The 20,558-nt window shown below is 69.3% G+C and carries 22 protein-coding genes; 12 read left to right on the top strand and 10 right to left on the bottom strand.

All coding sequences use genetic code 11. The features are described from left to right. Positions 1–60: 60 nt before the first annotated feature. Together ACVCMI_RS01445 and ACVCMI_RS01440 are read right to left on the bottom strand one after the other, a co-directional pair. Positions 61–678 (bottom strand): 2OG-Fe(II) oxygenase, encoded by a 618-nt coding sequence (locus tag ACVCMI_RS01445; RefSeq protein WP_447097726.1) that lies wholly within the window; start codon positions 676–678, stop codon positions 61–63. A gap of 370 nt (positions 679–1,048) precedes the next feature. Then, positions 1,049–2,524 (bottom strand): AAA family ATPase, encoded by a 1,476-nt coding sequence (locus tag ACVCMI_RS01440; protein ID WP_447097727.1) that lies wholly within the window; start codon positions 2,522–2,524, stop codon positions 1,049–1,051. 99 nt (positions 2,525–2,623) lie between these two features. Here ACVCMI_RS01440 and ACVCMI_RS01435 point away from each other — a divergent pair, with 99 nt between their 5' ends. The 8 genes from ACVCMI_RS01435 (at position 2,624) to ACVCMI_RS01400 (ending at position 7,549) form a co-directional block, all read left to right on the top strand. Next, the gene (locus ACVCMI_RS01435; protein WP_447097728.1) at positions 2,624–3,730 is read left to right on the top strand and encodes a PQQ-dependent sugar dehydrogenase; all 1,107 of its coding nucleotides are present in this window, start codon (positions 2,624–2,626) and stop codon (positions 3,728–3,730) included. Between the two features lie 89 nt (positions 3,731–3,819). Continuing rightward, the gene (locus tag ACVCMI_RS01430) at positions 3,820–4,443 is read left to right on the top strand and encodes a YbhB/YbcL family Raf kinase inhibitor-like protein (RefSeq protein WP_447097729.1); all 624 of its coding nucleotides are present in this window, start codon (positions 3,820–3,822) and stop codon (positions 4,441–4,443) included. Between the two features lie 104 nt (positions 4,444–4,547). Next, complete coding sequence (locus ACVCMI_RS01425; protein ID WP_395120724.1) at positions 4,548–4,703, top strand: DUF1328 domain-containing protein; 156 nt, start codon at positions 4,548–4,550, stop codon at positions 4,701–4,703. Between the two features lie 40 nt (positions 4,704–4,743). Next, positions 4,744–5,106, top strand: coding sequence for a DUF883 family protein (locus tag ACVCMI_RS01420; protein WP_395120723.1), 363 nt, complete (start codon positions 4,744–4,746; stop codon positions 5,104–5,106). 7 nt (positions 5,107–5,113) lie between these two features. Continuing rightward, complete coding sequence (locus tag ACVCMI_RS01415; protein WP_447097730.1) at positions 5,114–5,599, top strand: ABC transporter ATP-binding protein; 486 nt, start codon at positions 5,114–5,116, stop codon at positions 5,597–5,599. Further along, the gene (locus ACVCMI_RS01410; protein WP_447097731.1) at positions 5,596–5,934 is read left to right on the top strand and encodes a hypothetical protein; all 339 of its coding nucleotides are present in this window, start codon (positions 5,596–5,598) and stop codon (positions 5,932–5,934) included. The genes ACVCMI_RS01415 and ACVCMI_RS01410 overlap by 4 nt, the downstream gene beginning before the upstream one ends. 77 nt (positions 5,935–6,011) lie before the next feature. Further along, positions 6,012–7,124, top strand: a complete 1,113-nt coding sequence (locus ACVCMI_RS01405) for an AI-2E family transporter (RefSeq protein ID WP_447099506.1) — start codon at positions 6,012–6,014, stop codon at positions 7,122–7,124. Between the two features lie 59 nt (positions 7,125–7,183). After that, a complete protein-coding gene (locus ACVCMI_RS01400) occupies positions 7,184–7,549 on the top strand; it encodes a cupin domain-containing protein (protein ID WP_447097732.1) in 366 nt (121 codons plus the stop codon). 37 nt (positions 7,550–7,586) lie between these two features. On the opposite strand, the gene ACVCMI_RS01395 is transcribed toward ACVCMI_RS01400, so the two are convergent. Both ACVCMI_RS01395 and ACVCMI_RS01390 read right to left on the bottom strand, forming a co-directional pair. Beyond that, positions 7,587–7,982, bottom strand: coding sequence for a hypothetical protein (locus ACVCMI_RS01395; RefSeq protein ID WP_447097733.1), 396 nt, complete (start codon positions 7,980–7,982; stop codon positions 7,587–7,589). 150 nt (positions 7,983–8,132) lie between these two features. Beyond that, on the bottom strand, positions 8,133–8,600 hold the full coding sequence (locus ACVCMI_RS01390) for a hypothetical protein (RefSeq protein ID WP_447097734.1): 468 nt from the start codon (positions 8,598–8,600) through the stop codon (positions 8,133–8,135). 311 nt (positions 8,601–8,911) lie between these two features. Here ACVCMI_RS01390 and ACVCMI_RS01385 point away from each other — a divergent pair, with 311 nt between their 5' ends. Next, on the top strand, positions 8,912–9,190 hold the full coding sequence (locus tag ACVCMI_RS01385; RefSeq protein ID WP_447097735.1) for a type I restriction-modification system subunit M N-terminal domain-containing protein: 279 nt from the start codon (positions 8,912–8,914) through the stop codon (positions 9,188–9,190). Between the two features lie 12 nt (positions 9,191–9,202). After that, entirely contained in the window at positions 9,203–9,424 is a 222-nt protein-coding gene (locus ACVCMI_RS01380) for a hypothetical protein (RefSeq protein WP_447097736.1), read from the top strand. Positions 9,425–9,438: 14 nt separating this feature from the next. Here the strand turns inward: ACVCMI_RS01380 and ACVCMI_RS01375 are convergent, their stop codons facing one another. The 5 genes from ACVCMI_RS01375 to ACVCMI_RS01355 all read right to left on the bottom strand — a co-directional run bounded on the left by ACVCMI_RS01375 (position 9,439) and on the right by ACVCMI_RS01355 (position 17,345). After that, on the bottom strand, positions 9,439–10,473 hold the full coding sequence (locus ACVCMI_RS01375; RefSeq protein WP_447097737.1) for an NADP-dependent oxidoreductase: 1,035 nt from the start codon (positions 10,471–10,473) through the stop codon (positions 9,439–9,441). Positions 10,474–10,502: 29 nt separating this feature from the next. Continuing rightward, entirely contained in the window at positions 10,503–11,249 is a 747-nt protein-coding gene (locus ACVCMI_RS01370) for an SDR family NAD(P)-dependent oxidoreductase (protein WP_447097738.1), read from the bottom strand. Then, on the bottom strand, positions 11,246–12,685 hold the full coding sequence (locus ACVCMI_RS01365; protein WP_447110626.1) for an efflux transporter outer membrane subunit: 1,440 nt from the start codon (positions 12,683–12,685) through the stop codon (positions 11,246–11,248). Before ACVCMI_RS01365 ends, ACVCMI_RS01370 begins: the two co-directional genes overlap by 4 nt. 140 nt (positions 12,686–12,825) lie before the next feature. Continuing rightward, complete coding sequence (locus ACVCMI_RS01360; RefSeq protein WP_447097739.1) at positions 12,826–16,017, bottom strand: efflux RND transporter permease subunit; 3,192 nt, start codon at positions 16,015–16,017, stop codon at positions 12,826–12,828. An 83-nt stretch (positions 16,018–16,100) separates the two neighbouring features. After that, the gene (locus ACVCMI_RS01355) at positions 16,101–17,345 is read right to left on the bottom strand and encodes an efflux RND transporter periplasmic adaptor subunit (protein ID WP_447097740.1); all 1,245 of its coding nucleotides are present in this window, start codon (positions 17,343–17,345) and stop codon (positions 16,101–16,103) included. Positions 17,346–17,489: 144 nt separating this feature from the next. Here ACVCMI_RS01355 and ACVCMI_RS01350 point away from each other — a divergent pair, with 144 nt between their 5' ends. Continuing rightward, positions 17,490–18,473 (top strand): LysR family transcriptional regulator, encoded by a 984-nt coding sequence (locus tag ACVCMI_RS01350; RefSeq protein WP_447097741.1) that lies wholly within the window; start codon positions 17,490–17,492, stop codon positions 18,471–18,473. A gap of 173 nt (positions 18,474–18,646) precedes the next feature. Here ACVCMI_RS01350 and ACVCMI_RS01345 read toward each other — a convergent pair whose 3' ends face one another. Then, positions 18,647–19,444 carry an undecaprenyl-diphosphate phosphatase gene (locus ACVCMI_RS01345; RefSeq protein WP_447097742.1) on the bottom strand — a complete coding sequence of 266 codons (798 nt, stop codon included), beginning with the start codon at positions 19,442–19,444 and terminating at the stop codon, positions 18,647–18,649. A 131-nt stretch (positions 19,445–19,575) separates the two neighbouring features. On the opposite strand from ACVCMI_RS01345, the gene ACVCMI_RS01340 reads away from it, so the two are divergent. Next, positions 19,576–20,469, top strand: coding sequence for a pirin family protein (locus tag ACVCMI_RS01340; protein WP_447097743.1), 894 nt, complete (start codon positions 19,576–19,578; stop codon positions 20,467–20,469). Positions 20,470–20,558 lie beyond the last annotated feature (89 nt).

Genomic DNA, 20,558 nt, shown 5'->3' with positions numbered 1-20,558 from the left:
GGCGGACAGTGTCCGCCCCACGGAACCGCGCACCGCCCGTAGGCGCCCGCGAGCGGGCTCCTACGGGTTGGTGGCGGCAAGGCCGCGCTGGCGCAGCCAGCACGCAATGCTCATGCGGTCGCGGCTGGCAGGCAGCACCTCGTGCTCGAACTGCGCCGACAGGAACAGCAGCAGGGTGCCCGCCTGCGGAAGGATGTCGCGCGAGGAACCATCGGCCAGGTACAGCCGCAGTGCCCCGCCGTCGACCTCCCGCCAATCCTCGTTGAGATAGAACACCGCCGACACCACCCGCGCGTCGCTGTGGCGCAGGCGGTCGCGATGACGCGCATAGCGCGCGCCCGGCCGATACACCGCGTAGTGCGCTTCGTACTCGACCAGGCCCAGCATCAGCTCGCGGTTGAGCACGCCGCGCAACACGTCGATGCGATCGGCGAAGGCCTGCTGCGGCGCGCTCATCGCGCCTTCGGCGAACCAGCGCGTGCGGTCGCCGCGCCGCGCCGCGTCGAGCTGCCCGATGCCGGTGCCTGCAGGCTGCAGCTGTCCGGCGTCATGCAACGCCGCGCACTCGGCCGCCAGCGCGCGGATCTGCGCCGGCTCCAGCAGGTCGTGCACGACGCACCAGCCGTCGCTCGCCAGCGCGTCCGCCGCGGCGTGGAATGAGGAGTTGCCGGAATTCATCGAGCGCCTCGGGATGCACGACGTTGCCGATCCGGTGCGGGCCTGTCGTGGCCGGCGCGGAAAGGTTGCCGCGGAGATGCCGGTGGGTCGGTCCCGTCAGCCGTGCGGCGCCGGCAGCATAAGTCGAAACGTCCTCAGCGCGGCGGCCGTCGCAACGGATCGAGCAGGCCCCGCAGGCCGTTGCGGTCGATCTCCAGCGCCAGCGCCAGCAACCGCCCCCCATTGCCCCGGCGGAAACCCCTCGCGCGCGAACCAGGCCGGCAGGTCGGCCAGCAGCCGGCCCGCGCCCCGTGTCGTCGCCCTCGACAGGGAGACAGCCGCCGTGGCCGGCTGTTGCGCGCTCTCTGCAAGGGCGATTTGCTGCCCGTGTTCAGTCCGCCGCCACGCAGCGCCCCTGCGCCCACGCGCGCAGCGTGTCCACCTGTTCGCGCATCAGCACCGACAGCGGGCGTGTCTGCTGCAGGGCGTGGAGCAGGGCGGCCTGGTCCGGGCCGTTGCCGTGGCCGGCGGTGTCGTACAGCGCGCTGACGATGGATTGCTCGATCTCGGCGCCGGAGAAGCCGGCGCTGGCGGCCGCCAGCGCGGGCAGGTCGAACGCGGCCGGGTCGAGTTGGCGGCGCTTGAGGTGCAGGGCGAAGATTTCCCCGCGCACCGATTCGCTCGGCAGGTCGACGAAGAAGATCTCGTCGAAGCGGCCCTTGCGCAGCAGCTCGGCGGGCAGCTCCTGCACCGCGTTGGCGGTGGCCACGGTGAACACCTTGGCCTTGCGTTCGGCCATCCAGGTCAGCAGGTAGCCGAGCACGCGGCGTGACACGCCGCCATCGTCGCCGCCGCTGGCCAGGCCCTTCTCGATCTCGTCGATCCACAGCACGCAGGGGCTCAGCAGCTCGGTGCTGGTCAGCGCCTCGCGCAGGTTCTTCTCGGTCTCGCCCTGGTACTTGTTGTACAGCGTGCCGAAATCCAGCCGCACCAGCGGCACGCCGAAGCCACCGGCGATTGCCTTCGCCGCGAGGCTCTTGCCGCAACCCTGCACGCCCAGCAGCAGCACGCCCTTGGGCGGGTCCAGTCGCGGCGCGGCTTCGGGCGAGAGGAACACCGGGCGGCGGCGCTGCACCCATTCGCGCACGCGCGCGACGCCGGCGATGTCGGCGAAGCTGGCGGTGGCGTATTCGTAATGCAGCAGGCCGGAGCGGTTGAGCAGGTTGAACTTGGACTGCATCAGCACCGGCAGGTCGTTCGGGCCGAGCGCGCCGTCGGCGTAGATCAGCTTGCGCACGATGCGCCGCGCGTCCGGCGCGGTCAGGCCGAGCAGGTTGCGCACGATGGTGCGCGCGGCGTCGTTGTCCACCTCGATCTTGCGGCCCTGTTCGCGCTGCCAGCCGGCAGCCTCGCCGCGCAGGATGCCGGCGAGCTCCTTGATGTCCGGCAGCGACAGCGGCACGCGCAGGGCCAGCGCCTCCAGCCCCGCGGGCAGCTCGATCTTCGCGCCCACCAGCACGATGGTGTGCGCCGCCGAGCGCTGGCGCTGCACGATCTCGCGCAGCTGGCGCAGGCTGCGCGCGTAGTCCAGCAGCGAATGGAAGTCGAACAGCAGGTAGATGCCCGCTTCGGTCTGGGCGCGGATCGCGTCCAGCGTGGCGGTGGCGTCCGGCGACACCGCGCCGCCGTCCTGCGAAAAATCGAGGCGGCTCAGGCCGTCGGTCAGCGTCCAGCGCCACAGCGGGCGCAAAGCCTGTGCGATCACGTGGCGGAAGCAGTCGATCACCCGCTGCTCGTCCACGGTTTCGATGACCAGCAGCGGCGTTGCCGCGCGCACCAGCGTGGTGAGGTCGTCCAGTTCGCTCATGCCACTCCCCTGAAAGGAGCCCAGTTTAGCGGGCGGCGCTGTTTCTGGCTTCGCGCGGTCCGGGGTACATTGGTGGCCTCGCCTTGCCGGAGACTGCTCATGCGCGCGTTGCTGTCCGTGCTGCTGGTGATCCTGTCGCTGCCGCTGCTGGCGGCCCCCCGGCTGGATCGGCTGACCCTGCCTGCAGGTTTCCACATCGCCGTGTACTCCGACCAGGTGCCGAATGCGCGCGAGATCGCGTTGGGTACGCACGGCACCGTGTTCGTCGGGTCCAGCGGCGCCGGCAAGGTCTACGCGCTCACCGACGCCAACGGCGACGGCGTGGCCGAGACAGTGCGCGTGGTCGCCAGCGGCCTGCGCAACCCGATCGGCGTGGCCTTCCACGACGGCGACCTGTACGTATCGGCGATCAGCCGCATCCTCGTGCTGCGCGACATCGAGCAGCACCTGGACGCGCCGCCCGAACCCGCGCTGGTCACCGACAAGTTGCCGACCAAGGGCCATCACGGTGGCCGCTTCCTCGCCTTCGGCCCCGACGGCAAGCTGTACGTGCCGATCGGCGCGCCGTGCAACATCTGCAACGCCGGTCCCGACTACGCCAAGCTGATGCGCATGAACCCGGACGGCAGCGATTGGCAGGACGTCGCCACCGGCATCCGCAACACCGTCGGCTTCGACTGGCAGCCGGGTACGAAACACCTGTGGTTCACCGACAACGGCCGCGACATGCTGGGCGACGACGTGCCCAGCGACGAGTTGAACGAGGTCACCCGCATCGGCCAGAACTTCGGTTATCCGTATTGCCATCAGGGCGACGTGGCCGACCCCGAATTCGGCGCCGGCCACCCCTGCCGCAACTACGTGCCGCCGGTGCTCAAGCTCGGCGCCCACGTCGCCTCGCTGGGCATGCGCTTCTACACCGGCAAGCAGTTCCCGGCCAGCTACCGCGGCGCCATCCTGGTCGCCGAGCACGGCTCGTGGAATCGCACCGAGAAGTCCGGCTACCGCGTGATGACCGTGCGCCTCAGCGGCAGCAAAGTCCTCTCCTACGAACCGCTGATCACCGGTTTCCAGCAAAACCAGAGCGCCTGGGGCCGCCCGGTCGACGTGCAGCCCCTGCCCGACGGCAGCGTGCTGGTCAGTGACGACCTGGCGGGGGCGGTGTACCGGGTGACGTACAAGCAGGGAATGGGGAATGGGGAATAGGGAATCGCAAGAGCGCTTCCGGCGTTTCCCATTCTCTGCTCCCCATTCCCCATTCCCTATTCCCCATTCCCTATTCCCGGAGAAAATCCATGCACCTGCGCAGCGACAATTTCGACAACGGCCAGCGCATTCCCGCGCGCTTCGCCTTCGGCAAGATCGCCGATCCCTTCGCGCTGTCGGACAACCACAGCCCGCACCTCGCCTGGCGCGACGCCCCGCCGGCCACGCGCTCGTTCGTGCTCACCTGCATCGACACCGACGTGCCCAGTCGCGGCGATGACGTGAACCAGGCGGGCCGCACGGTGCCGGCGGCGTTGCCGCGGGTGGAGTTCGTGCACTGGCTGATGGCGAATATCCCGGCCGAGTGCGGCGAACTGGCCGCCGGCGCCTGCAGCGACGAGGTCACGCCGCGCGGCAAGCGCGAGCCGTACGGGCCGCCGGGCAGCGTGCAGGGGGTGAACGACTACACCGGCTGGTTTGCCGGCGACGCCGAGATGGGCGGCGAATACCTGGGCTACGACGGCCCGTGCCCGCCCTGGAACGACACGTTGCTGCACCACTACCACTTCACCATCCATGCGATCGACGTCGACGCGCTGCCGCTGGTCAAGGGCTACTCGCGCGATCAGTTGCGCGCGGCGATGGCCGGCCATGTGCTGGATCAGGCCACGCTCACCGGCGTCTACAGCCTGAACCCTGCGGTGGCCGGCTGAACGAGGGCGCGTGGGCGCGGCGTGCAGGCGGCTGGCGGTATCCTTCACGCCCGCATGGCGCGTGCTGTGGGTGAATGGCACCCACCCACCACGAGGGATGCCCCATGTTGCACTACGCACTGGTTTTCCTGGTCATCGCGATCATCGCCGCGATTCTCGGCTTCGGCGGCATCGCCGGCGCCGCAGCCGGCATCGCGAAGATCCTTTTCGTCATCTTCCTGATCCTCGCGATCATCGCGTTCTTCCGCCGCGCCAGATAGCCCCCTTATCATCCAAGAGATTGCCATGTCGGAGCAGGTCATGAACCCCAAAGAGCCAACCCCCAAGCCCTCGGTCGACGAGCGCATCGACGAGCGCGCCGAGCGCGTCAAGCAGGCCACCTCGCAGGCCGTGGCCAGCACCAAGGACAAGGTCGACCGCGCCGCCGACCGCGTCGAGCAAGGCCTGCACCACGCCACCGACAAGACGGCGTCGGCGGCCCACCGCACCGTCGACAAGGCGGCCGAAGTGGGCGAGCAGGGCCGCGCCGCCTACGAGCACACCCGCGATCGCGCCGACGAGTTCCTTGAGCAGGCGCGCGAATACGTGCGCGAGAAGCCGATGCAATCGGTCGCCATCGCGCTGGGGGCCGGCTGGCTGCTTGGCCGCATCCTGCGACGTTGAGCCACTGATGCACGAGCAGGGTGACAGCACCCGCGAGACGGCGCCGGACCCGGCGCCGTCGTCGTCTGGCCTGTTCGACGAGATCGCCCGCCTGGGCGCCGCGCTGAAGCGGCTGTTCGGCGCGCAGAAGGATCTGCTGGCCGCGGAGCTGGGGCTGGCGCGCAGCGCGGTGTCGTGGCTGCTGGTGGCCGGGCTGGCCGCCACCGTGGCGGGGGTCGGCTTCGGCCTCACCGTGCTCGGCCTGCTCGGCGTGCTGCTGGCCAAGTGGCTGGGTTCGTGGGTGTGGGCCTTGCTGCTGCTGGCGCTGCTGCAGCTGCTGTTCCTGTTCGGCGCGGTGCTGCTGTTCCGCCGCTGCATGCATTGGATGAGCCTGCCTGTCACGCGTGGCCAATGGGGTGCGATGATGCGCGCAGGCGTGCGCAGGATCGAGGCGGAAGTCGCCGACGAGCCGGCCACGGCGCCGCATGCCGCGCGGGGCGAGGAAGGGCGATGAAAGTATTGAAGCAACTGGCCGAGGTGCGCCTCGCGCAGGCGCGCATGGAGCGGGCGCGCCACGAGGTGGGCGAGCCGGCCGCCGCACTGCTGGCGCGCGGGCGCGAATACCCGCTCGCCACGGTGGGCGTGGCCGCCGGCGCCGGCTTTGCGCTGGGCAGCCTCGACCTGCACCCGCTGCGGGTACCGGGGCTGGCCTCGCTGGTCGGCGGCGGCCTGGTCGAGGTGCTGGCGCAGGGCAGTCACCTGCTGGCCGAGATGGCCGTGGCGGGGGTGGCGGCGCACGCCGCTGCAACTGCCGATGCCGCCGCGCCGGATGGCGCGCCGACCCCGTGAACGCCGAGCCTGAGCAGCCGCCGCCGAACGCGGACGACACGCTGCGCGAGATGACCTCCGCGGCGATGCTCTCGCACATGCCGGCCGATCCGCTGCTGGTCGGCAACCTGCCGCGGCCGCTGGCGCGCCGGCTGCACAGCGCGCGCGGCACGCGCCGCCACCTGCGCGCCATCCGCATGCTGCTCAACGCGATGCTGCTGCTGGCGTTGCTGTACACCGTCACGCTGACCCGCGCACTGCTGATTCCGCTGGTGCTGGCCGCCTTCATCGGGCTGGCGCTCAACCCGATCGTGGCCACCGGCGCGCGCCTGCACCTGCCGCGCTGGTTCACCGCGCTGGTGCTGATGATCGGCCTGGTGGTCGGCATCGGCAGCGGCGTCGGCCTGCTGGCGCAACCGGCGCTCGGCTGGTTCCACGGCGCGCCGTCGGCGATCCGCAGCTTCGTGCCCAAGGTGCGCAACCTGACCAAGCCGCTGGAGGCGGCCAACCGCGCCACCCAGACCCTGGTCAGCGGCACTTCGCGCAGCGCCGCGCCGCCGCCGGCGCCGCTGTCGATCAGCGCGTGGGATGTCGTATCCACCGCGCCCAAGGTGCTCGCCGCGGTACTCAGCGTGATGCTGCTGGTGTTCTTCTTCCTGGTCTACGGCGACACCATGCTGCGCCGGCTGGTGGAGCTGACACCCAGCTTCTCCTACAAGCGGCACGCGGTCACCATCGTGCGAAGTTTCCAGAGCGAGGTCTCGCGCTACCTGCTCACTGCGCTGTCGATCAACACCAGCCTGGGCGCGATCACCGCCGGCATGCTGTGGTTGTACGGCGTGCCCGATGCGCTGCTGTGGGGCGCGGTGGCGATGTTCGCCAACTTCATTCCGTACGTGGGGGCGATTTTCACCACGTTGCTGCTGGCCTTCGTGTCGATGCTGTACGCCAAGAACGCCGAGCTGGAGGTGTTCCTGCCGGCACTCACCTTCGCCGCCATCACCATCGTCGAGGGCAACCTGATCACGCCGCTGATCCAGGGCCGCAGCATGCGCCTGTCGCCGATCGCGATCCTGCTGTGGCTGCTGGTGTGGGGCTGGCTGTGGGGCATTCCCGGCGCGCTGCTGGCGGTGCCGATGCTGACCTGCGCCAAGCTGATCTGCGAGCGCATCCGGGGTTGGGAGTGGTTCGCGCTGATCGTGTCGCGCTAGGGTGCGATCCGCCGCATGGCGCCGCAGTTTCCGAACAACGACACCACCGGGGATGCACCATGACCGATCGGGCGATCAACCTGCGCGACAAGCTGGCCCGGTTCAGCGAGCACTGGTCGCCCCGCGTCGTCGCGGAGATGAACGACTACCAGTTCAAGCTGGCCAAGCTCAAGGGCGAGTTCGTCTGGCACGCGCATGCGGATACGGACGAGGTCTTCATCGTGCTGCAGGGCGCCTTGACGCTGGAGTTCAGGGATCGCTCCGTGCCGCTGGTTGCCGGCGAAATGTACGTGGTGCGCAAGGGCGAGGAGCATCGCCCGGTGGCCGCGGAGGAGTGCAGCGTGATGCTGGTCGAGCCGCGCGGGGTGGTCAACACGGGCGACGCCGGTGGCGCTCGTACTGCACCCGACGACGTGTGGGTGTAGCGCGCCGGCGCGCTCCATCGTTGGCCCGCGAGGTTCCTCAAGGCGATGCCGTGCCGGTCGTCGCCGGCGTGATGCCGTGCGTCCGCAGCACGGCGGAGATGTCGAAGCGCCAGAGGTTGCGCGAGCCGTTCAATGGTGACTGCAGGCGCCGTTGCAGGGTGGCTGCGTCGTCGCGCGGTTTGGGAAAGCTCACCTCCTCGCGGCGGTTGCTCGACACGAACAGCTCGCCGAACGCCGGCCCCAGCGAGGGCGCGTTCTCCAGCGTGCGGCTGTTGATCCCCTCGCCCAGGTGCGCGGGCCTGCCCCAGCTGCCGTCGGGCTGGCGGAACACGATGCAGATGTCGGCGCGGCCCAGCGCATCGCCCTGGTCGCCGGCGTAGAGCAGGAAGCGGCCCTGCGGGTCGGAATCACGGCGTGCGTTTTGCCGCGCCACGGCGCCCGCAACACGCGCCAGACGTGGTTGTTGCCGTTGTCCCCCGTGCATGCGCGCCAGGTCAGCCCGACGAGGCCGCAGGCGACGACAGACTTTCCAACGACTTCAACGCTCGTGGGGAGTCTTTTGGCACGGGCGCGCACTTCCCGGCTAGAAGCGACGCGACCAGCCCAGCTCCAGCACCGGGTAGACCGCCTGCTCCCGCGCGCGGCGGGGCTCGCCATCCAGGCCCGTCGCCGCCGCCACGCCGGCCTGCCCGTAGAAGCCGGAGTCGGCCGCGCGGTAGCCGATGCCCAGATACGCCGCCAGTTCTCGCCGCGAGGGCATGCGCGCCTGGACCCAGGCGTCGCCCAATGCGTTCCGGCCGGGGATGGGCGGGTGGGCCATGGCGGCCACCCGGATATCGTCGATCACCGCCCCCACCGACAGCAGCAGGCCGCCGGCCCGCGGGTGCCAGTCGAACCTGGCGATGGCCGCCTCGAACACATCGCCCCCCGCTGCGGCCGCGCCGCCGTGGCCGGCCGCGCGCATCGTGCCCGCCGCTTCCGCCGCTCGCGCCGTACCGTTCGGCAGCGCGAACGCGGCGAGTGTCAGTACGACCAGGGCGATCTTCTTCATGGCAGAGCCCCACCGGGCAGACGCGGCCACCCCCTGCGACCGCCGTCCCCGCCTTTATCGCGCGATCCGCGCCCGCTGCGCACGCCGCGTTGCCGGAACTGCGGACGCCATCAATGCCGGAATGCGAACCGCTTGGCAAACGGGACGGGATGGTTTAGCGGGGAGCGCTGCGCACGGGTGGCTTGACGAACCCCATGGTGCCGCCGACCATCCTTCATCGACCTGTCACCCTTGTACGGGTGCGACTGTCGTCGCGCCCGTGCGCGCGCGGCGGCATCGTGCCGATCAGACCTTGGGAACAACGACGCCGCATGTTCGAAAACGCCTTCAACAACATGGGCCGCGTCATGCGGAACGACGAAGGTCTGGCGTCCGAGCTGGACTATGCCGAACAGACCTCGTGGCTGCTGTTCCTCAAATACCTCGACGATATCGACGATATGGAGAAGGAGTGGGAAGACGAGGCCGCTCTGGAAGGCCGTGACTACACCCCCATCCTCGCGAGCCGTATCGCTGGCAAGCCTGGGCCGCGCCGAAGGCGGCCGACGGCACGCCTGATCTCAACGCCGCGCTCACCGGCAAGGACCTGATCGAGTTCGTCAATGGCGAGCTGTTTCCCTACCTGCAGACCTTCCGCGACAGCGTGGCTGAAGGCGAACCCGCTGGGGAAATCGGTGGTGATCCGCGGCGACACCGCGATCATCACCTTCTACGACCCGCAGCTGGGGCCGCAGAACGGCGTGCGCTCCTCCGACATCTTCGTCTACCAGGGCGGCCGCTGGCATGCGCTGTACTCGCAGCACAGCGCGGTAGGCAGCCGCTGAGACGCAGCGGAACGTCAATCGTCGGCCACGTGCACCACCAGCTTGCCGAAGTTGCGCCCTTCGAGCAGGCCGATGAAGGCGGCCGGCGCGTTTTCCAGGCCCTCGACGCGATCCTCGCGCAGCTTGATCCGGCCCGCGTCGAGCCAGGCCTGCATGTCGCTGCGGAAAGCGGCGAAGCGATCGGCGTAGTGGTCGAGGATGACGAAGCCCTGCATGCGGATGCGCTTCTGCAGCACGCTGGCCACCAGCTGCGGGCGGCGATCCGGCCCTGCCGGCGGCGCGGCGTCGTTGTAGTGCGCGATCATGCCGCACACCGGCACCCGCGCATGGTGGTTGAGCAACGGCAGCACGGCGTCGAACACCGCGCCGCCCACGTTCTCGAAGTACACGTCGATGCCGTCCGGGCAGGCCGCGGCGAGGCGCCCGGCGAGATCCGGCGCGCGGTGGTCGAGGCAGGCGTCGAAGCCCAGCTCCTCCACCGCGTGGCGGCACTTGGCGGGGCCGCCGGCGATGCCGACCACCCGTGCGCCCTTGAGCCGGGCGATCTGTCCCACCACCGCACCGACCGCGCCGGTCGCGGCGGCCACCACCACGGTCTCGCCCGGCCGCGGTTGGCCGATGTCGAGCAGGCCGACATAGGCGGTGAAACCGGTCATGCCCAGGCCGCCCAGTGCGAGCGAAGGCTGCGCCAGGTCGCCCAGCGCCGTCAGCGTGTCGCCCGCGGCCACGGCGTAGTCCTGCCAGCCGGCGCTGGCCAGTACCAGCTCGCCGGGGTGGAAGCCGGCATGCCGCGAGCTGACCACGCGGCTCACCGTGCCGCCCATCATCGGCTGGCCCAGTTCCAGCCCGGGCGCGTACTCGGTGCCGGCCTCGTCCATCAGGTTGCGCATGTACGGATCGAGCGAGAGATACAGCGTGCGCAGCAACACCTCGCCGTCGCCGGGCGCCGGGAGCGGTGCATGGTCGAGGCGGAAATCCTGCGCGGTCGGCAACCCGTGCGGGCGGGAGGCGAGCAGGATGCGGCGATTGGTCGAAGCGTCTTGCGGCATGCGAAAAGCTCCAGGGTGGAAAGGGACGATCACCAGGCGATTTGTTCGCCATCGCGGAAGAAGCGACCGGTGGGCGCCGGCGTCGGCAGGCTGGCGGCCCACACGATGCCGGCGGCGCCCAGGCTCACCGGCCGGCCGCCGGGGCCACCGAGTTCAGTGGCGACCCAGCCTGGGCACACCGCGTTGACCGCGATGCCGCTGCCCTCCAGCTCCGCCGCCAGCGTACGCGTATAAGTGTTGAGCGCGGACTTGGAGGTGCGATAGGCCACGCAATGGTTGCTGCTCGAACTGCTGGCACCGCAGCCGCTGGACACGTTGACGATGCGGCCGTAGCCGTGCCGGCGCATCAGCGGCAGCATCGCGCTGGTCAGCCGCCAGCTGCCGAACAGGTGGGTCTGCATCGCGCCCCATGCAAGTGTGAGGTCGCCGTCGCTGGCCAGCCCGTCGTGGTCGTAGTAGCCGCCGGCGTTGTTGACCAGCACGTCGAGCCGGCCGTAGGTGATCTCGATCCAGCGTGCCAGCGTATCGACCTGGTCCTGCTGCGTGACGTCGAGCTGTACCGCGATCACCTCGCCGGACGCGCCGGCGAGCTGGCGCGCCGCGTGCAGGCCCTTGTCGGGATCGCGCGAGCCCAGCAGCACGGTCATGCCGTGCTCGCTGAGCTGGCGCGCCACCTCGAAGCCGAGGCCGCGGTTGGCGCCGCTGACCAGCGCCACGCGATAGGTCGGCGTGATCGCCGGCGTTGCCGCCGGCACGCGTCGGGCCGGCCGGCTCATGGGGCGGCGCCCCGCTGTGCCACCGCGCTGCAGCGCTCGTCGCCGCAGGCCTGCCAGCCGCCGCCGAGCGCCTTGTACAGCGCGACGGCGCGGGTGTTGATCGCCGCCTCGGCCTGGGCCAGGTCGTCCTCGGCGGCGAGCTGGGTGCGTTCGGCATCGAGCAGTTCGAGGAAACCGGTGGCGCCTTCCTGGTAGCGCACGCGGGCGAGGTCGGCGGCGCGCTTGCTCTGCGTGCCCTGTTCGATCAGGTGGTTCACGCGGATGCGTTGCTGGTTGAAGCCGGTGACCGCGTTGTCGATGTCCTCGATCGCCTCCAGCACGGTGCGCTGGTAGTTCGCCTGCGCCGCATCGGCGCGCGCTTCGCTGGCGTGCAGGTTCGCGCGCACGCGCTGCACGTTGAGCCCGGCCCAGCTGATGCTGGGCGCCAGCGTCCACGCGCGCGTCGACGGGCTGCCGAAGTTGTTGCTGCGCCCGGACAGGAAGCCGAGGAAGCCGCCCAGCGAGATGTGCGGGAAGAAGTCGGCCTTGGCCACGCCGATGCGCGCATTGGCGGCGGCGTATTCGCGTTCAGCCATCTGGACGTCCGGACGGCGTGCGAGCACGTCGCCGGCATCACCGATCGGCAAGGTCGTGGCGATCGGCGTGAAGCTCTTCGGCGATACGTCGATGTCGAGCTCGCCCGGTCGCTCGCCCAGCAGCACCGCGAGGCGGAATTCACTCGCGCTCACCGCGGTCTGCAGCACCGGCAACTGCGCCTGCACGGCGCTGAGGCGCGCTTTCGCGCTGGCCACATCCTGTTCGGAGCCGGCACCGAGCTGCTGGCGCACCTCGGTCAGGTGCAGGGTCTGTCGCTGGTTCTCGATGTCGCGCTGGGCGATGTCGAGCCGCGACTGGCTGCCGCGCAACTCGAAATAATTGCGCGCGACCTCGGCCAGCAGGCTGACCTGCGCGTCGTGCAGCGCGGCCTCGCTGGCGCCGAGGTCGGCACCGGCCGCCTCCACCGAACGGCGTATGCCGCCGAACAGGTCCAGCTCCCACGACGCATCGAAGCCGGCCTGGTAGGTCGTCGTGGTGCGGCGCTGGTCGCTGAAGCCCGGCTGCTGGCCGCGGCTGCGGGTGTAGTTCACGTCCGTGTCGATCGTCGGCAACCGGGCGGCCTTGCTGCCGCTGAGCAGTGCACGCGATTCATGCAGCCGCGCCACCGCGATGCGAAGGTCGAGGTTGTTCGCCGCGGCGCGCTGGATCAACGCATCCAGCGTCGGGTCGTTGAACTGCTTCCACCATGCAGCCTGGAATTGCGCGTTGCTTTCCTGCGCAGCATCAAGTGCCAGCTGCGGCGCGGCGGGTTTTGCGGCGTGGTAATCCGGGCCGACCGTGACGCAGCCGGCCAGCGCAAGAGCGGTCGCCAGCAGCGTGCCGCGCACCGTCACCGTCATCGCCGCGAAAGCCGTGTGGTGCGTAGGGCGGGCACTGCCCGCCGTGGTGCCGGTGTCGCCTGTTGTGGTGGTGTGGCGGGCGGTGCCCGCCCTACGGGAGCCTTGCGCGGCGAGCCCGGACATGGTCGTGAACATCTTCATCAGTGATTCTCCAGCGCCGGCAGCGCATGCGCGGCGGCGCGTTCTGCCGCGCGCGCCTCGCGGCGTTCGACCAGGGCGCGAATGACGACGTAGAACAGCGGCGTGTAGATCAGCCCGAAGATGGTCACGCCCAGCATGCCGGCGAACACCGCCACGCCCATCGCATGGCGCATCTCGGCGCCGGCGCCGTGCGAAGTCACCAGTGGCACCACGCCCATGATGAAGGCGAACGACGTCATCAGGATCGGCCGCAGGCGCAGCTTCGCCGCTTCCAGCACCGCCTCGTGACGCGCCATGCCTTCATGCTGGCGTTCGCGGGCGAACTCCACGATCAGGATCGCGTTCTTGCACGCCAGTCCGACCAAGACGATCAATCCGATCTGGGTGAAGATGTTGTTGTCGCCACCGGACAGCCACACGCCGGCGATCGCGGACAACAGCACCATCGGCACGATCAGGATCACCGCCAGCGGCAGCGACCAGCTCTCGTACAGCGACGACAGCACCAGGAACACCAGCAGCACGCACAGCGGGAACACCAGGATCGCGGTATTGCCGGCGAGGATCTGCTGGTAGGTCAGCTCGGTCCACTCGAAGCTCATGCCATTGGGCAGGTTGTCCTTGGCCAGCTTTTCCATGGCCGCCTGCGCCTGGCCGGAACTGAAGCCGGGCGCCGGGCCGCCATTGATCTCGGCGGTCGGATAGCCGTTGTAGTGCTGCACGCGGTCCGGGCCGGCACCGTGCTGCACGGTGACGAACGAGCCCAGCGGCACCATCTGGCCCTGCGCGTTGCGCGTCTTCAGTTGCAGGATGTCCTCGGGCGTGTGGCGGAACGCCGGGTCGGCCGACACGTTCACTTGGTAGGTGCGGCCGAAGCGGTTGAAGTCGTTGACGTAGAGCGAGCCCATGTAGGCCTGCATGGTCTGGTAGACGTCGCCCAGGTTCACGCCCTCGGCCTTGGCCTTCTCGCGGTTCACGTCGGCGTCCACCTGCGGCACGCTGACCTGGAAGCTGGAGAACAGTCCGGCTAGTGCCGGGTCTTTCCGGCTGGCAGCGATCAGGTTCTGCGTCTGCTTGTACAGCTCGTCGAAACCACGGTCGCTGCGATCCTCGATCTGCATGCGGAACCCGCCGATCGTGCCCAGCCCCATGACCGGCGGCGGCGGGAACACCGCGATGTAGGCATCCTGGATCGCGCCGAACTTCTGGTTCAGCGCGCCGGCGATCGCGCCGGCGGAAAGATCCGCGCTGCGCCGATCCTCGAACGGCTTCAGCGTGACGAACACGATGCCGGAGTTGGTCGAGTTGGTGAAACCGTTGATCGACAGGCCGGGGAACGCCACCGCGTGTTGCACGCCCGGCTGTTTCAGCGCGATCGCGCTCATGCGCCGGATGACGTCGTCCGAACGATCGAGTGACGCCGCGTCGGGCAGCTGGGCGAACGCCACCAGGTACTGCTTGTCCTGGCCCGGCACGAAACCGGTCGGCACGTGCGAGAAGCCGAACCAGGTCAGCGCGATCAGGCCGGCATAGACCACCAGCGCCAGCTTGCCCTTGCCGACGATGCGCTTGACGCCGCCCACGTAGCGCTCCGAACCGCGATGGAACATCCGGTTGAACGGACGGAACAGCCAGCCGAACGCACGGTCGATGCCGCGGGTGAGGCGGTCCTTCGGCGCGTCATGCGGCTTCAGCAGCACGGCGGCCAGCGCCGGGCTCAGGGTCAGCGAATTGAACGCGGAGATCACCGTGGAGATCGCGATGGTCAGCGCGAACTGGCGATAGAACTGGCCGGTGAGGCCGCTGACGAAGGCGGTCGGGATGAACACCGCGCACAGCACCAGCGCGGTCGCCACGATCGGGCCGGTGACTTCGTGCATCGCCTTGCGTGTCGCGTTGCGTGGCGACTCGCCCAGTTCGATATGCCGCTCGACGTTCTCCACCACCACGATCGCGTCATCGACCACGATGCCGATCGCCAGCACCAGTCCGAACAGGCTCAAGGCATTGAGCGAGAAGCCGGCCAGGTGCATCACCGCGAAGGTGCCGATCAGCGATACCGGCACCGCCACCAGCGGGATGATCGAGGCGCGCCAGGTCTGCAGGAACAGGATCACCACCAGCACCACCAGCAGGATCGCTTCCAGCAGCGTGTGCGCCACCGCCTCGATCGAGCCGCGCACGAACACGGTCGGGTCGTACACGATCGAATAGTCGACGCCTTGCGGGAAATCCTGCTTCAGCTGCGCCATCGTGGCGCGCACTTCGTCGGAGATCTGGATCGCGTTGGAACCCGGCCGCGCGAAGATCGGCAGCGCCACCGCCGGCTTGTTGTCGAGCAGGCTGCGCAGCGCGTAGTTGTTCGAGCCGAGGTCGACCTTGGCGACATCACTCAGATGCGTCACGCCGCCGTTCGCGTCGGTGCGCACGATGATGTTGCGGAAATCGTCCTCGCTGACCAGTCGGCCGCGGGTGTTGATGTTGAGCTGGAACGCATTGTTGCTCGGGCCGGGCGGCGCATTCAGCGCGCCGGCGGCGACCTGCACGTTCTGCTCGCGGATCGCGTTGATCACGTCGCCGGTGGTGAGCGAGCGCTGCGCCAGCTTCTGCGGGTCCAGCCACACGCGCATCGAGTATTCGCCGGCGCCGAAGATCTGCACGTCGCCGACGCCGTCGAGCCGCCCCAGCACGTCCTTCACGTGCAATCGCGCGTAGTTCGACAGGTACAGCATGTCGTAGCGCTGATCGGGCGAGGTGAGATGCACGACCATGGTCAGGTCGGGCGAACTCTTCTGCGTGGTCACGCCGAGCCGCTGCACTTCCTCCGGCAGTTTCGGCAGGGCCTGCGCCACGCGGTTCTGCACGTCGACCTGGGCGTTGTTGAGATCGGTGCCCAGCGCGAACGTCACGGTCAGCGTCAGGCTGCCGTCGCTGGTGGCCTGCGAGGAGGTGTACAGCATGCCTTCGGCGCCGTTGATCTGTTCCTCCAGCGGCGTGGCGACGGTTTGCGCGATCACTTTCGGGTTGGCACCGGGATAGCTGGCGTGCACCACCACGGTGGGCGGCACCACTTCCGGGTATTCGCTGATCGGCAGCTGGAACACCGCGATGGAGCCGGTGATCACGAACAGCAGCGACAGCACGGCGGCCATGATCGGCCGGTCGACGAAGAATTGGGCGATGTTTTTCATGCAAAAGATCCTCGACGAAGCCGCTGCGCGGCCTCGGTCTTCTTTGCTCCTCCCCCTGCACGGCAGGGAGAGGGAGAGTGTGGTCAGCCTTGCGGGGTCTTTGGGCTCGCCGTGTTGGCCTGCGCGGTGCGCGAATCGGCGTTCGGTGCATCGCCGCGCTCGACCAGCGCCTTGTCGGTCGCGTCCAGCCGGTAGCTCATGGCCACCTTCTGCGGATTCACCTCGACCCCGGGGCGCACGCGCTGCAGGCCGTTCACCACCACCAGGTCGGTCGGCGCCAGGCCGCTGTCGATCACGCGCAGGCCGTGGAACAAGGCACCGGTGTCGACCTTGCGGTATTGCACCTTGTGCTCCTTGTCGACCACGTAGACGAACTGGTTGCCGAGGTCGGTGCCGATCGCGCGGTCGTCGACCAGCACGCGCGGGCGGGCCTGGCCGCTCTGCAGCTGCACGCGGGCGTACAGGCCGGGCGTGTACAGGCCGTCGGCGTTGTCGAACACCGCGCGCAGGCGCATCGTGCCGGAGCCGGTGTGCAACTGGTTGTCGACGAAGTCGAGGCGGCCTTCATGCGGGTAGCCCGTCTCGTCGGCCAGGCCCATCGCGGCCTCGATCCGCGCGTTGCGGCCGGCCTGCTTCGCGTCGGCGCGCAGGTGGTCGAGCTTGAGCCAGGTCTGCTCGTCCACGTCGAAATAGACATAGACCGGGTTGACCGAGACCACGCTGGTCAGCACGTCGTTGCTGGTGACCAGGTTGCCGGGGGTGACGCGGGCGTTGCTGACGCGGCCGTCGATCGGCGAGCGCACCTGGGTGAAGTCCAGGTTCAGCCGTGCCGCGGCCAGCGCGGCGGTGGCGGCACCGAGCTGCGCCCGCGCGCTCTGCGCGGTGGTGGCCTGGCGGTCGGCTTCCTGCTGCGCGATCGCGTGCTGGGCCAGCAGCATCTCGGCGCGGCGCTGGTTGGTCTCGGCCAGGCTCAGCTCGGCCCTGGCCTGCGCCTGGTTGGCGACCAGCCGGTCGACTTCGGCCTGGTACGGGCGGGCGTCGAGCTGGAACAGCACGTCGCCCTTGTGCACCAGCGCGCCTTCCTGGAAATGCACCGATTCGACGAAGCCGCCGACCCGCGGCTGCACCTGCACCGTGTTGACCGCTTCCAGCCGGCCGGTGAACTCGGCGCTGTCGCTGACCTTGCGGGTCAGCGCCTGCGCCACGGTCACTTCCGGCGGCGGCCCGCCGGCGGGGCTTTGCGCATGGCTGTCGTTGCCGTGCAGGAGAACCCAACTGCCGAGCACGCCGGCAGCGATCAGGGGGACCAGCATCCATTGTTTTTTCATCTTGCGCTCCCAACACCTTGTTGGCCGGGGAGGGGGAACCCGGCGAAGGGTCGAGAGAATAGGTGTACTTTCCAGTATAGAAAATCCGTTTCTTGCGCACTACACTCGTGCGCCGCAGTCACGAATCGACGAGGAATTGAAACAATGGAAGACTTTTCCGCCATTTCGACCTTCGTCCGCGTGGTCGAGGCCAAGAGCTTCGCCGCCGCCGCCAGCCAGTTGGGCATGACCCCGTCCGGCGTCAGCCGGGCCGTGACCCGACTGGAAACCCAGCTCGGTGCCCGGCTGTTGTTCCGTTCCACGCGATCGCTGCGTCTGACCGACGACGGGGCCGCGTTCCATGCCCGTTGCAAGGAGATCCTCGCCGATCTCGCCGAGGCCACCGAGGCGCTCAACTACGCCAACAGCAAACCCACCGGCAAGCTGCGTGTGGGCATCTCGCTGTCGGTGGGGCGCGCCGCGGTGATCCCCCGGCTGACCGAGTTCGAGCAGCGCTACCCGGACATCCGGCTGGAGCTGTCGATGAGCGACTCGGCCTCGGACCTCAACGGCGAGGGCCTGGATTGCGCGATCCGCGTCGGCCAGCTGGAGGATTCCAGCCTGATCGCGCGCAAGATCGGCTACCTGCGCAACGTCGTGTGCGCCTCGCCCGAGTACCTGCGCAAGTACGGCGCGCCGCGCAGCATCGAGGATCTGAAGCATCACCGCTGCATCAACTACGTGTATCCGAACGGCCGCCCGCGACAGTGGCAGTTCGACACGCCCGGCGGCCCGCTGGAGGTCGACATCGACGCGCACATGCTGATCAACGACGGCGAATCGGTGCTGCAGGCGGTGGCCGCCGGCCTGGGCATCACGCAGGTGCCGCGCATGCTGGCCGCGTGCATGCTGGACAAGGGCATGCTGGAGCTGGTGATGACGGATACCGCCTCGACCGGCAAGCCGGTGTGGATCGTCTATCCGCAGAAGAAGCACCTGTCCGCCCGCGTGCAGGCCTTCATCGAGTGGGTGCGCGAGCTGTTCGACCGCACCAACCAGCCGGGACATGGCGCCACCGGCATGCCTGCGCCGAAAGCCGCGGTGGTTGCGGGCGCCGGTGCGCGTCCGCTGGAGTCGCTGGTGGCCTGAGCGGCTCCGGCGCCGTCGCCGGAACAGCGTGGGCGGATCGCCTCGCGCGCGCGAAGCTGGCGATATTCGGGCGTCGAAATCCTCGCGCAGCGCGTCGGGTTAGCGCAGTGCCGCGTCGTGCTCCAGCGCATCGGGCAGGGCGTGCGGCGACGGAGCGTGCATCGGCGGGACGATCAGCCCCCCGCGGGCACCAGCAACAGCAGCGCCACGCCGAAGGCGATGCGATAGATCGCAAACGGCGTGAAGCGGTGGCCGACGATGTAGCCGAGCAGCCACTTCACCGCGACGAAGGCGGTGATCGCCGAGACCACGAAACCCACCGCCAGCGCGGTCCAGTCCTCGTGCACCGCGCTGCCGCCGTGCAGCACCTTCAGCAGCTCGTAGCCGGTGGCCGCGTACATGGTGGGAATGCCGACCAGGAAGGCGAACTCGGTGGCCGCCGCGCGGTTGCTGGTGCCGAACAGCATCGCCGCGAAAATCGTCGCCGCCGAGCGCGAGGTGCCGGGGAAGATGCCGGCAATCATCTGCGCGATGCCGACCAGGATCGCCACCCGCCAGGTCACCTCGCTGCGCTCGGGCTGGCGCGCGGCCAGCAGCTCGGCGCCGATCATCCAGAAGCCGCCGATGACTAGCGCCCAGGCGATCGGCGTCACCGTCTCGGGCAGCTTGAAGCCGAGCTTCACCGCGATGAAGCCGAGCACGGCGGTGATCGCGAAGGCCACGACCAGCTTCAGCAGGTAGTCGCGGTTGGCCGGGTCGCGCCACTGCGTCAGCAACTGCCAGATGCGCTTCCAGTAGATCAGCGTGACCGCCAGGATCGCGCCGGCCTGGATGCCGATGTTGAACAGGTCCGAGCGTGCGCCCAGCCCGAACTTCTCGGCGATCAGCAGGTGGCCGGTCGAGGAGATGGGCAGGAATTCGGTGATGCCTTCGATGATGCCGAGCAGGATGACGTGGAACAGGTCGATCACGGGAAGGTCCGATGCAGTAGGCAGCGGCATAGCTTACGGGGTTGGCCCGGCGCTGGCACGGAGAGGTGAAAGCGCGCCCGCGGTGCGATAGTGGCCATCCGTCGACCCGCCCGCCCACCCGGAGGTACGCCATGATCGAACTCGTCATTCCCCAGCGCCGCCGCGACCTCGGCAGTTTCGAGGTTGGCCGCGTGCTGCCGTTCGCCCAGCGCCGCATGGTCGGGCCGTACATCTTTTTCGACCGCATGGGCCCGAAGCAGCTGGCGCCGGGCCTGCCGCGCGAGGCGGACGTGCGCCCGCACCCGCACATCGGCCTGTCGACCATCACCTATCTGTTCCACGGCGAGATCACGCACCGCGACAGCCTCGGTTCGGAGCAGCCGATCCGCCCCGGCGAGGTCAACTGGATGACCGCCGGCCGCGGCATCACCCACTCCGAGCGCTTCGAGCGCCTGCGCCGCGAGGGCGGGCCGCTCGATGGCGTGCAGCTGTGGGCGGCGCTGCCCGATGAACGCGAGGAAATGGAGCCGGGCTTCTGGCACTACGCCAGCGAGGCGTTGCCGGTATTCGGCGAAGGCGGCGTCAACGGGCGGATGATTGCCGGGCGATTGGCGGGCGTGGCCTCGCCGGTGAAGGTGGACTCGCCGCAGTTCTACGTGCACTGGACGTTGCGTGCGGGCTCGCGCACCTCGCTGCCGGCGGAGTACGCCGAGCGCGCGGTCTATGTGGCCAGCGGCGAGGTCGAGGTGGATGGCCAGCGGGTGGAGGCCGGCAGCATGGCGGTGCTGACGGCCGGCAAGTCCGCCACCATCGCCGCGCTGGACGACGCGGTGGTGATGGCACTGGGCGGCGAGCCGGTGGGGCCGCGCTACATCGACTGGAACTTCGTCTCCTCCTCGCCGGAGCGGCTCGACCAGGCCCGCGCCGACTGGGCCGCCGGGCGCATGAAGCTGCCGGACCTGGACCACGACGAGTTCATCCCACTGCCGCCCAGGCTGGACGCGAAGCCGGAGCCGATGTCCTGAGGCGGAGCGGGTTGAACCGCTTGCCGGCATGACCCCGCACGCACCGGAACAGTGCAAGCCGGTCGTCTCGACCGCCGTGGTTGGTGCGA

The sequence above is a fragment of the Rhodanobacter sp. UC4448_H15 genome (assembly GCF_052978265.1).
This window is presented reverse-complemented; position numbering and strand designations above follow the sequence as displayed.

Coding starts and splice junctions, on each gene's coding strand:
- ACVCMI_RS01380 (WP_447097736.1), top strand. CDS start 9,203: ATGGCGAGCTGTTTCCCTACCTGCAGACCTTCCGCGACAGCGTGGCTG.
- ACVCMI_RS01355 (WP_447097740.1), bottom strand. CDS start 17,345: ATGAAAAAACAATGGATGCTGGTCCCCCTGATCGCTGCCGGCGTGCTC.
- ACVCMI_RS01415 (WP_447097730.1), top strand. CDS start 5,114: ATGCACGAGCAGGGTGACAGCACCCGCGAGACGGCGCCGGACCCGGCG.
- ACVCMI_RS01350 (WP_447097741.1), top strand. CDS start 17,490: ATGGAAGACTTTTCCGCCATTTCGACCTTCGTCCGCGTGGTCGAGGCC.
- ACVCMI_RS01435 (WP_447097728.1), top strand. CDS start 2,624: ATGCGCGCGTTGCTGTCCGTGCTGCTGGTGATCCTGTCGCTGCCGCTG.
- ACVCMI_RS01440 (WP_447097727.1), bottom strand. CDS start 2,524: ATGAGCGAACTGGACGACCTCACCACGCTGGTGCGCGCGGCAACGCCG.
- ACVCMI_RS01405 (WP_447099506.1), top strand. CDS start 6,012: ATGCCGGCCGATCCGCTGCTGGTCGGCAACCTGCCGCGGCCGCTGGCG.
- ACVCMI_RS01400 (WP_447097732.1), top strand. CDS start 7,184: ATGACCGATCGGGCGATCAACCTGCGCGACAAGCTGGCCCGGTTCAGC.
- ACVCMI_RS01365 (WP_447110626.1), bottom strand. CDS start 12,685: ATGACGGTGACGGTGCGCGGCACGCTGCTGGCGACCGCTCTTGCGCTG.
- ACVCMI_RS01390 (WP_447097734.1), bottom strand. CDS start 8,600: ATGAAGAAGATCGCCCTGGTCGTACTGACACTCGCCGCGTTCGCGCTG.
- ACVCMI_RS01410 (WP_447097731.1), top strand. CDS start 5,596: ATGAAAGTATTGAAGCAACTGGCCGAGGTGCGCCTCGCGCAGGCGCGC.
- ACVCMI_RS01375 (WP_447097737.1), bottom strand. CDS start 10,473: ATGCCGCAAGACGCTTCGACCAATCGCCGCATCCTGCTCGCCTCCCGC.
- ACVCMI_RS01360 (WP_447097739.1), bottom strand. CDS start 16,017: ATGAAAAACATCGCCCAATTCTTCGTCGACCGGCCGATCATGGCCGCC.
- ACVCMI_RS01385 (WP_447097735.1), top strand. CDS start 8,912: ATGTTCGAAAACGCCTTCAACAACATGGGCCGCGTCATGCGGAACGAC.
- ACVCMI_RS01445 (WP_447097726.1), bottom strand. CDS start 678: ATGAATTCCGGCAACTCCTCATTCCACGCCGCGGCGGACGCGCTGGCG.
- ACVCMI_RS01430 (WP_447097729.1), top strand. CDS start 3,820: ATGCACCTGCGCAGCGACAATTTCGACAACGGCCAGCGCATTCCCGCG.
- ACVCMI_RS01370 (WP_447097738.1), bottom strand. CDS start 11,249: ATGAGCCGGCCGGCCCGACGCGTGCCGGCGGCAACGCCGGCGATCACG.
- ACVCMI_RS01340 (WP_447097743.1), top strand. CDS start 19,576: ATGATCGAACTCGTCATTCCCCAGCGCCGCCGCGACCTCGGCAGTTTC.
- ACVCMI_RS01420 (WP_395120723.1), top strand. CDS start 4,744: ATGAACCCCAAAGAGCCAACCCCCAAGCCCTCGGTCGACGAGCGCATC.
- ACVCMI_RS01425 (WP_395120724.1), top strand. CDS start 4,548: ATGTTGCACTACGCACTGGTTTTCCTGGTCATCGCGATCATCGCCGCG.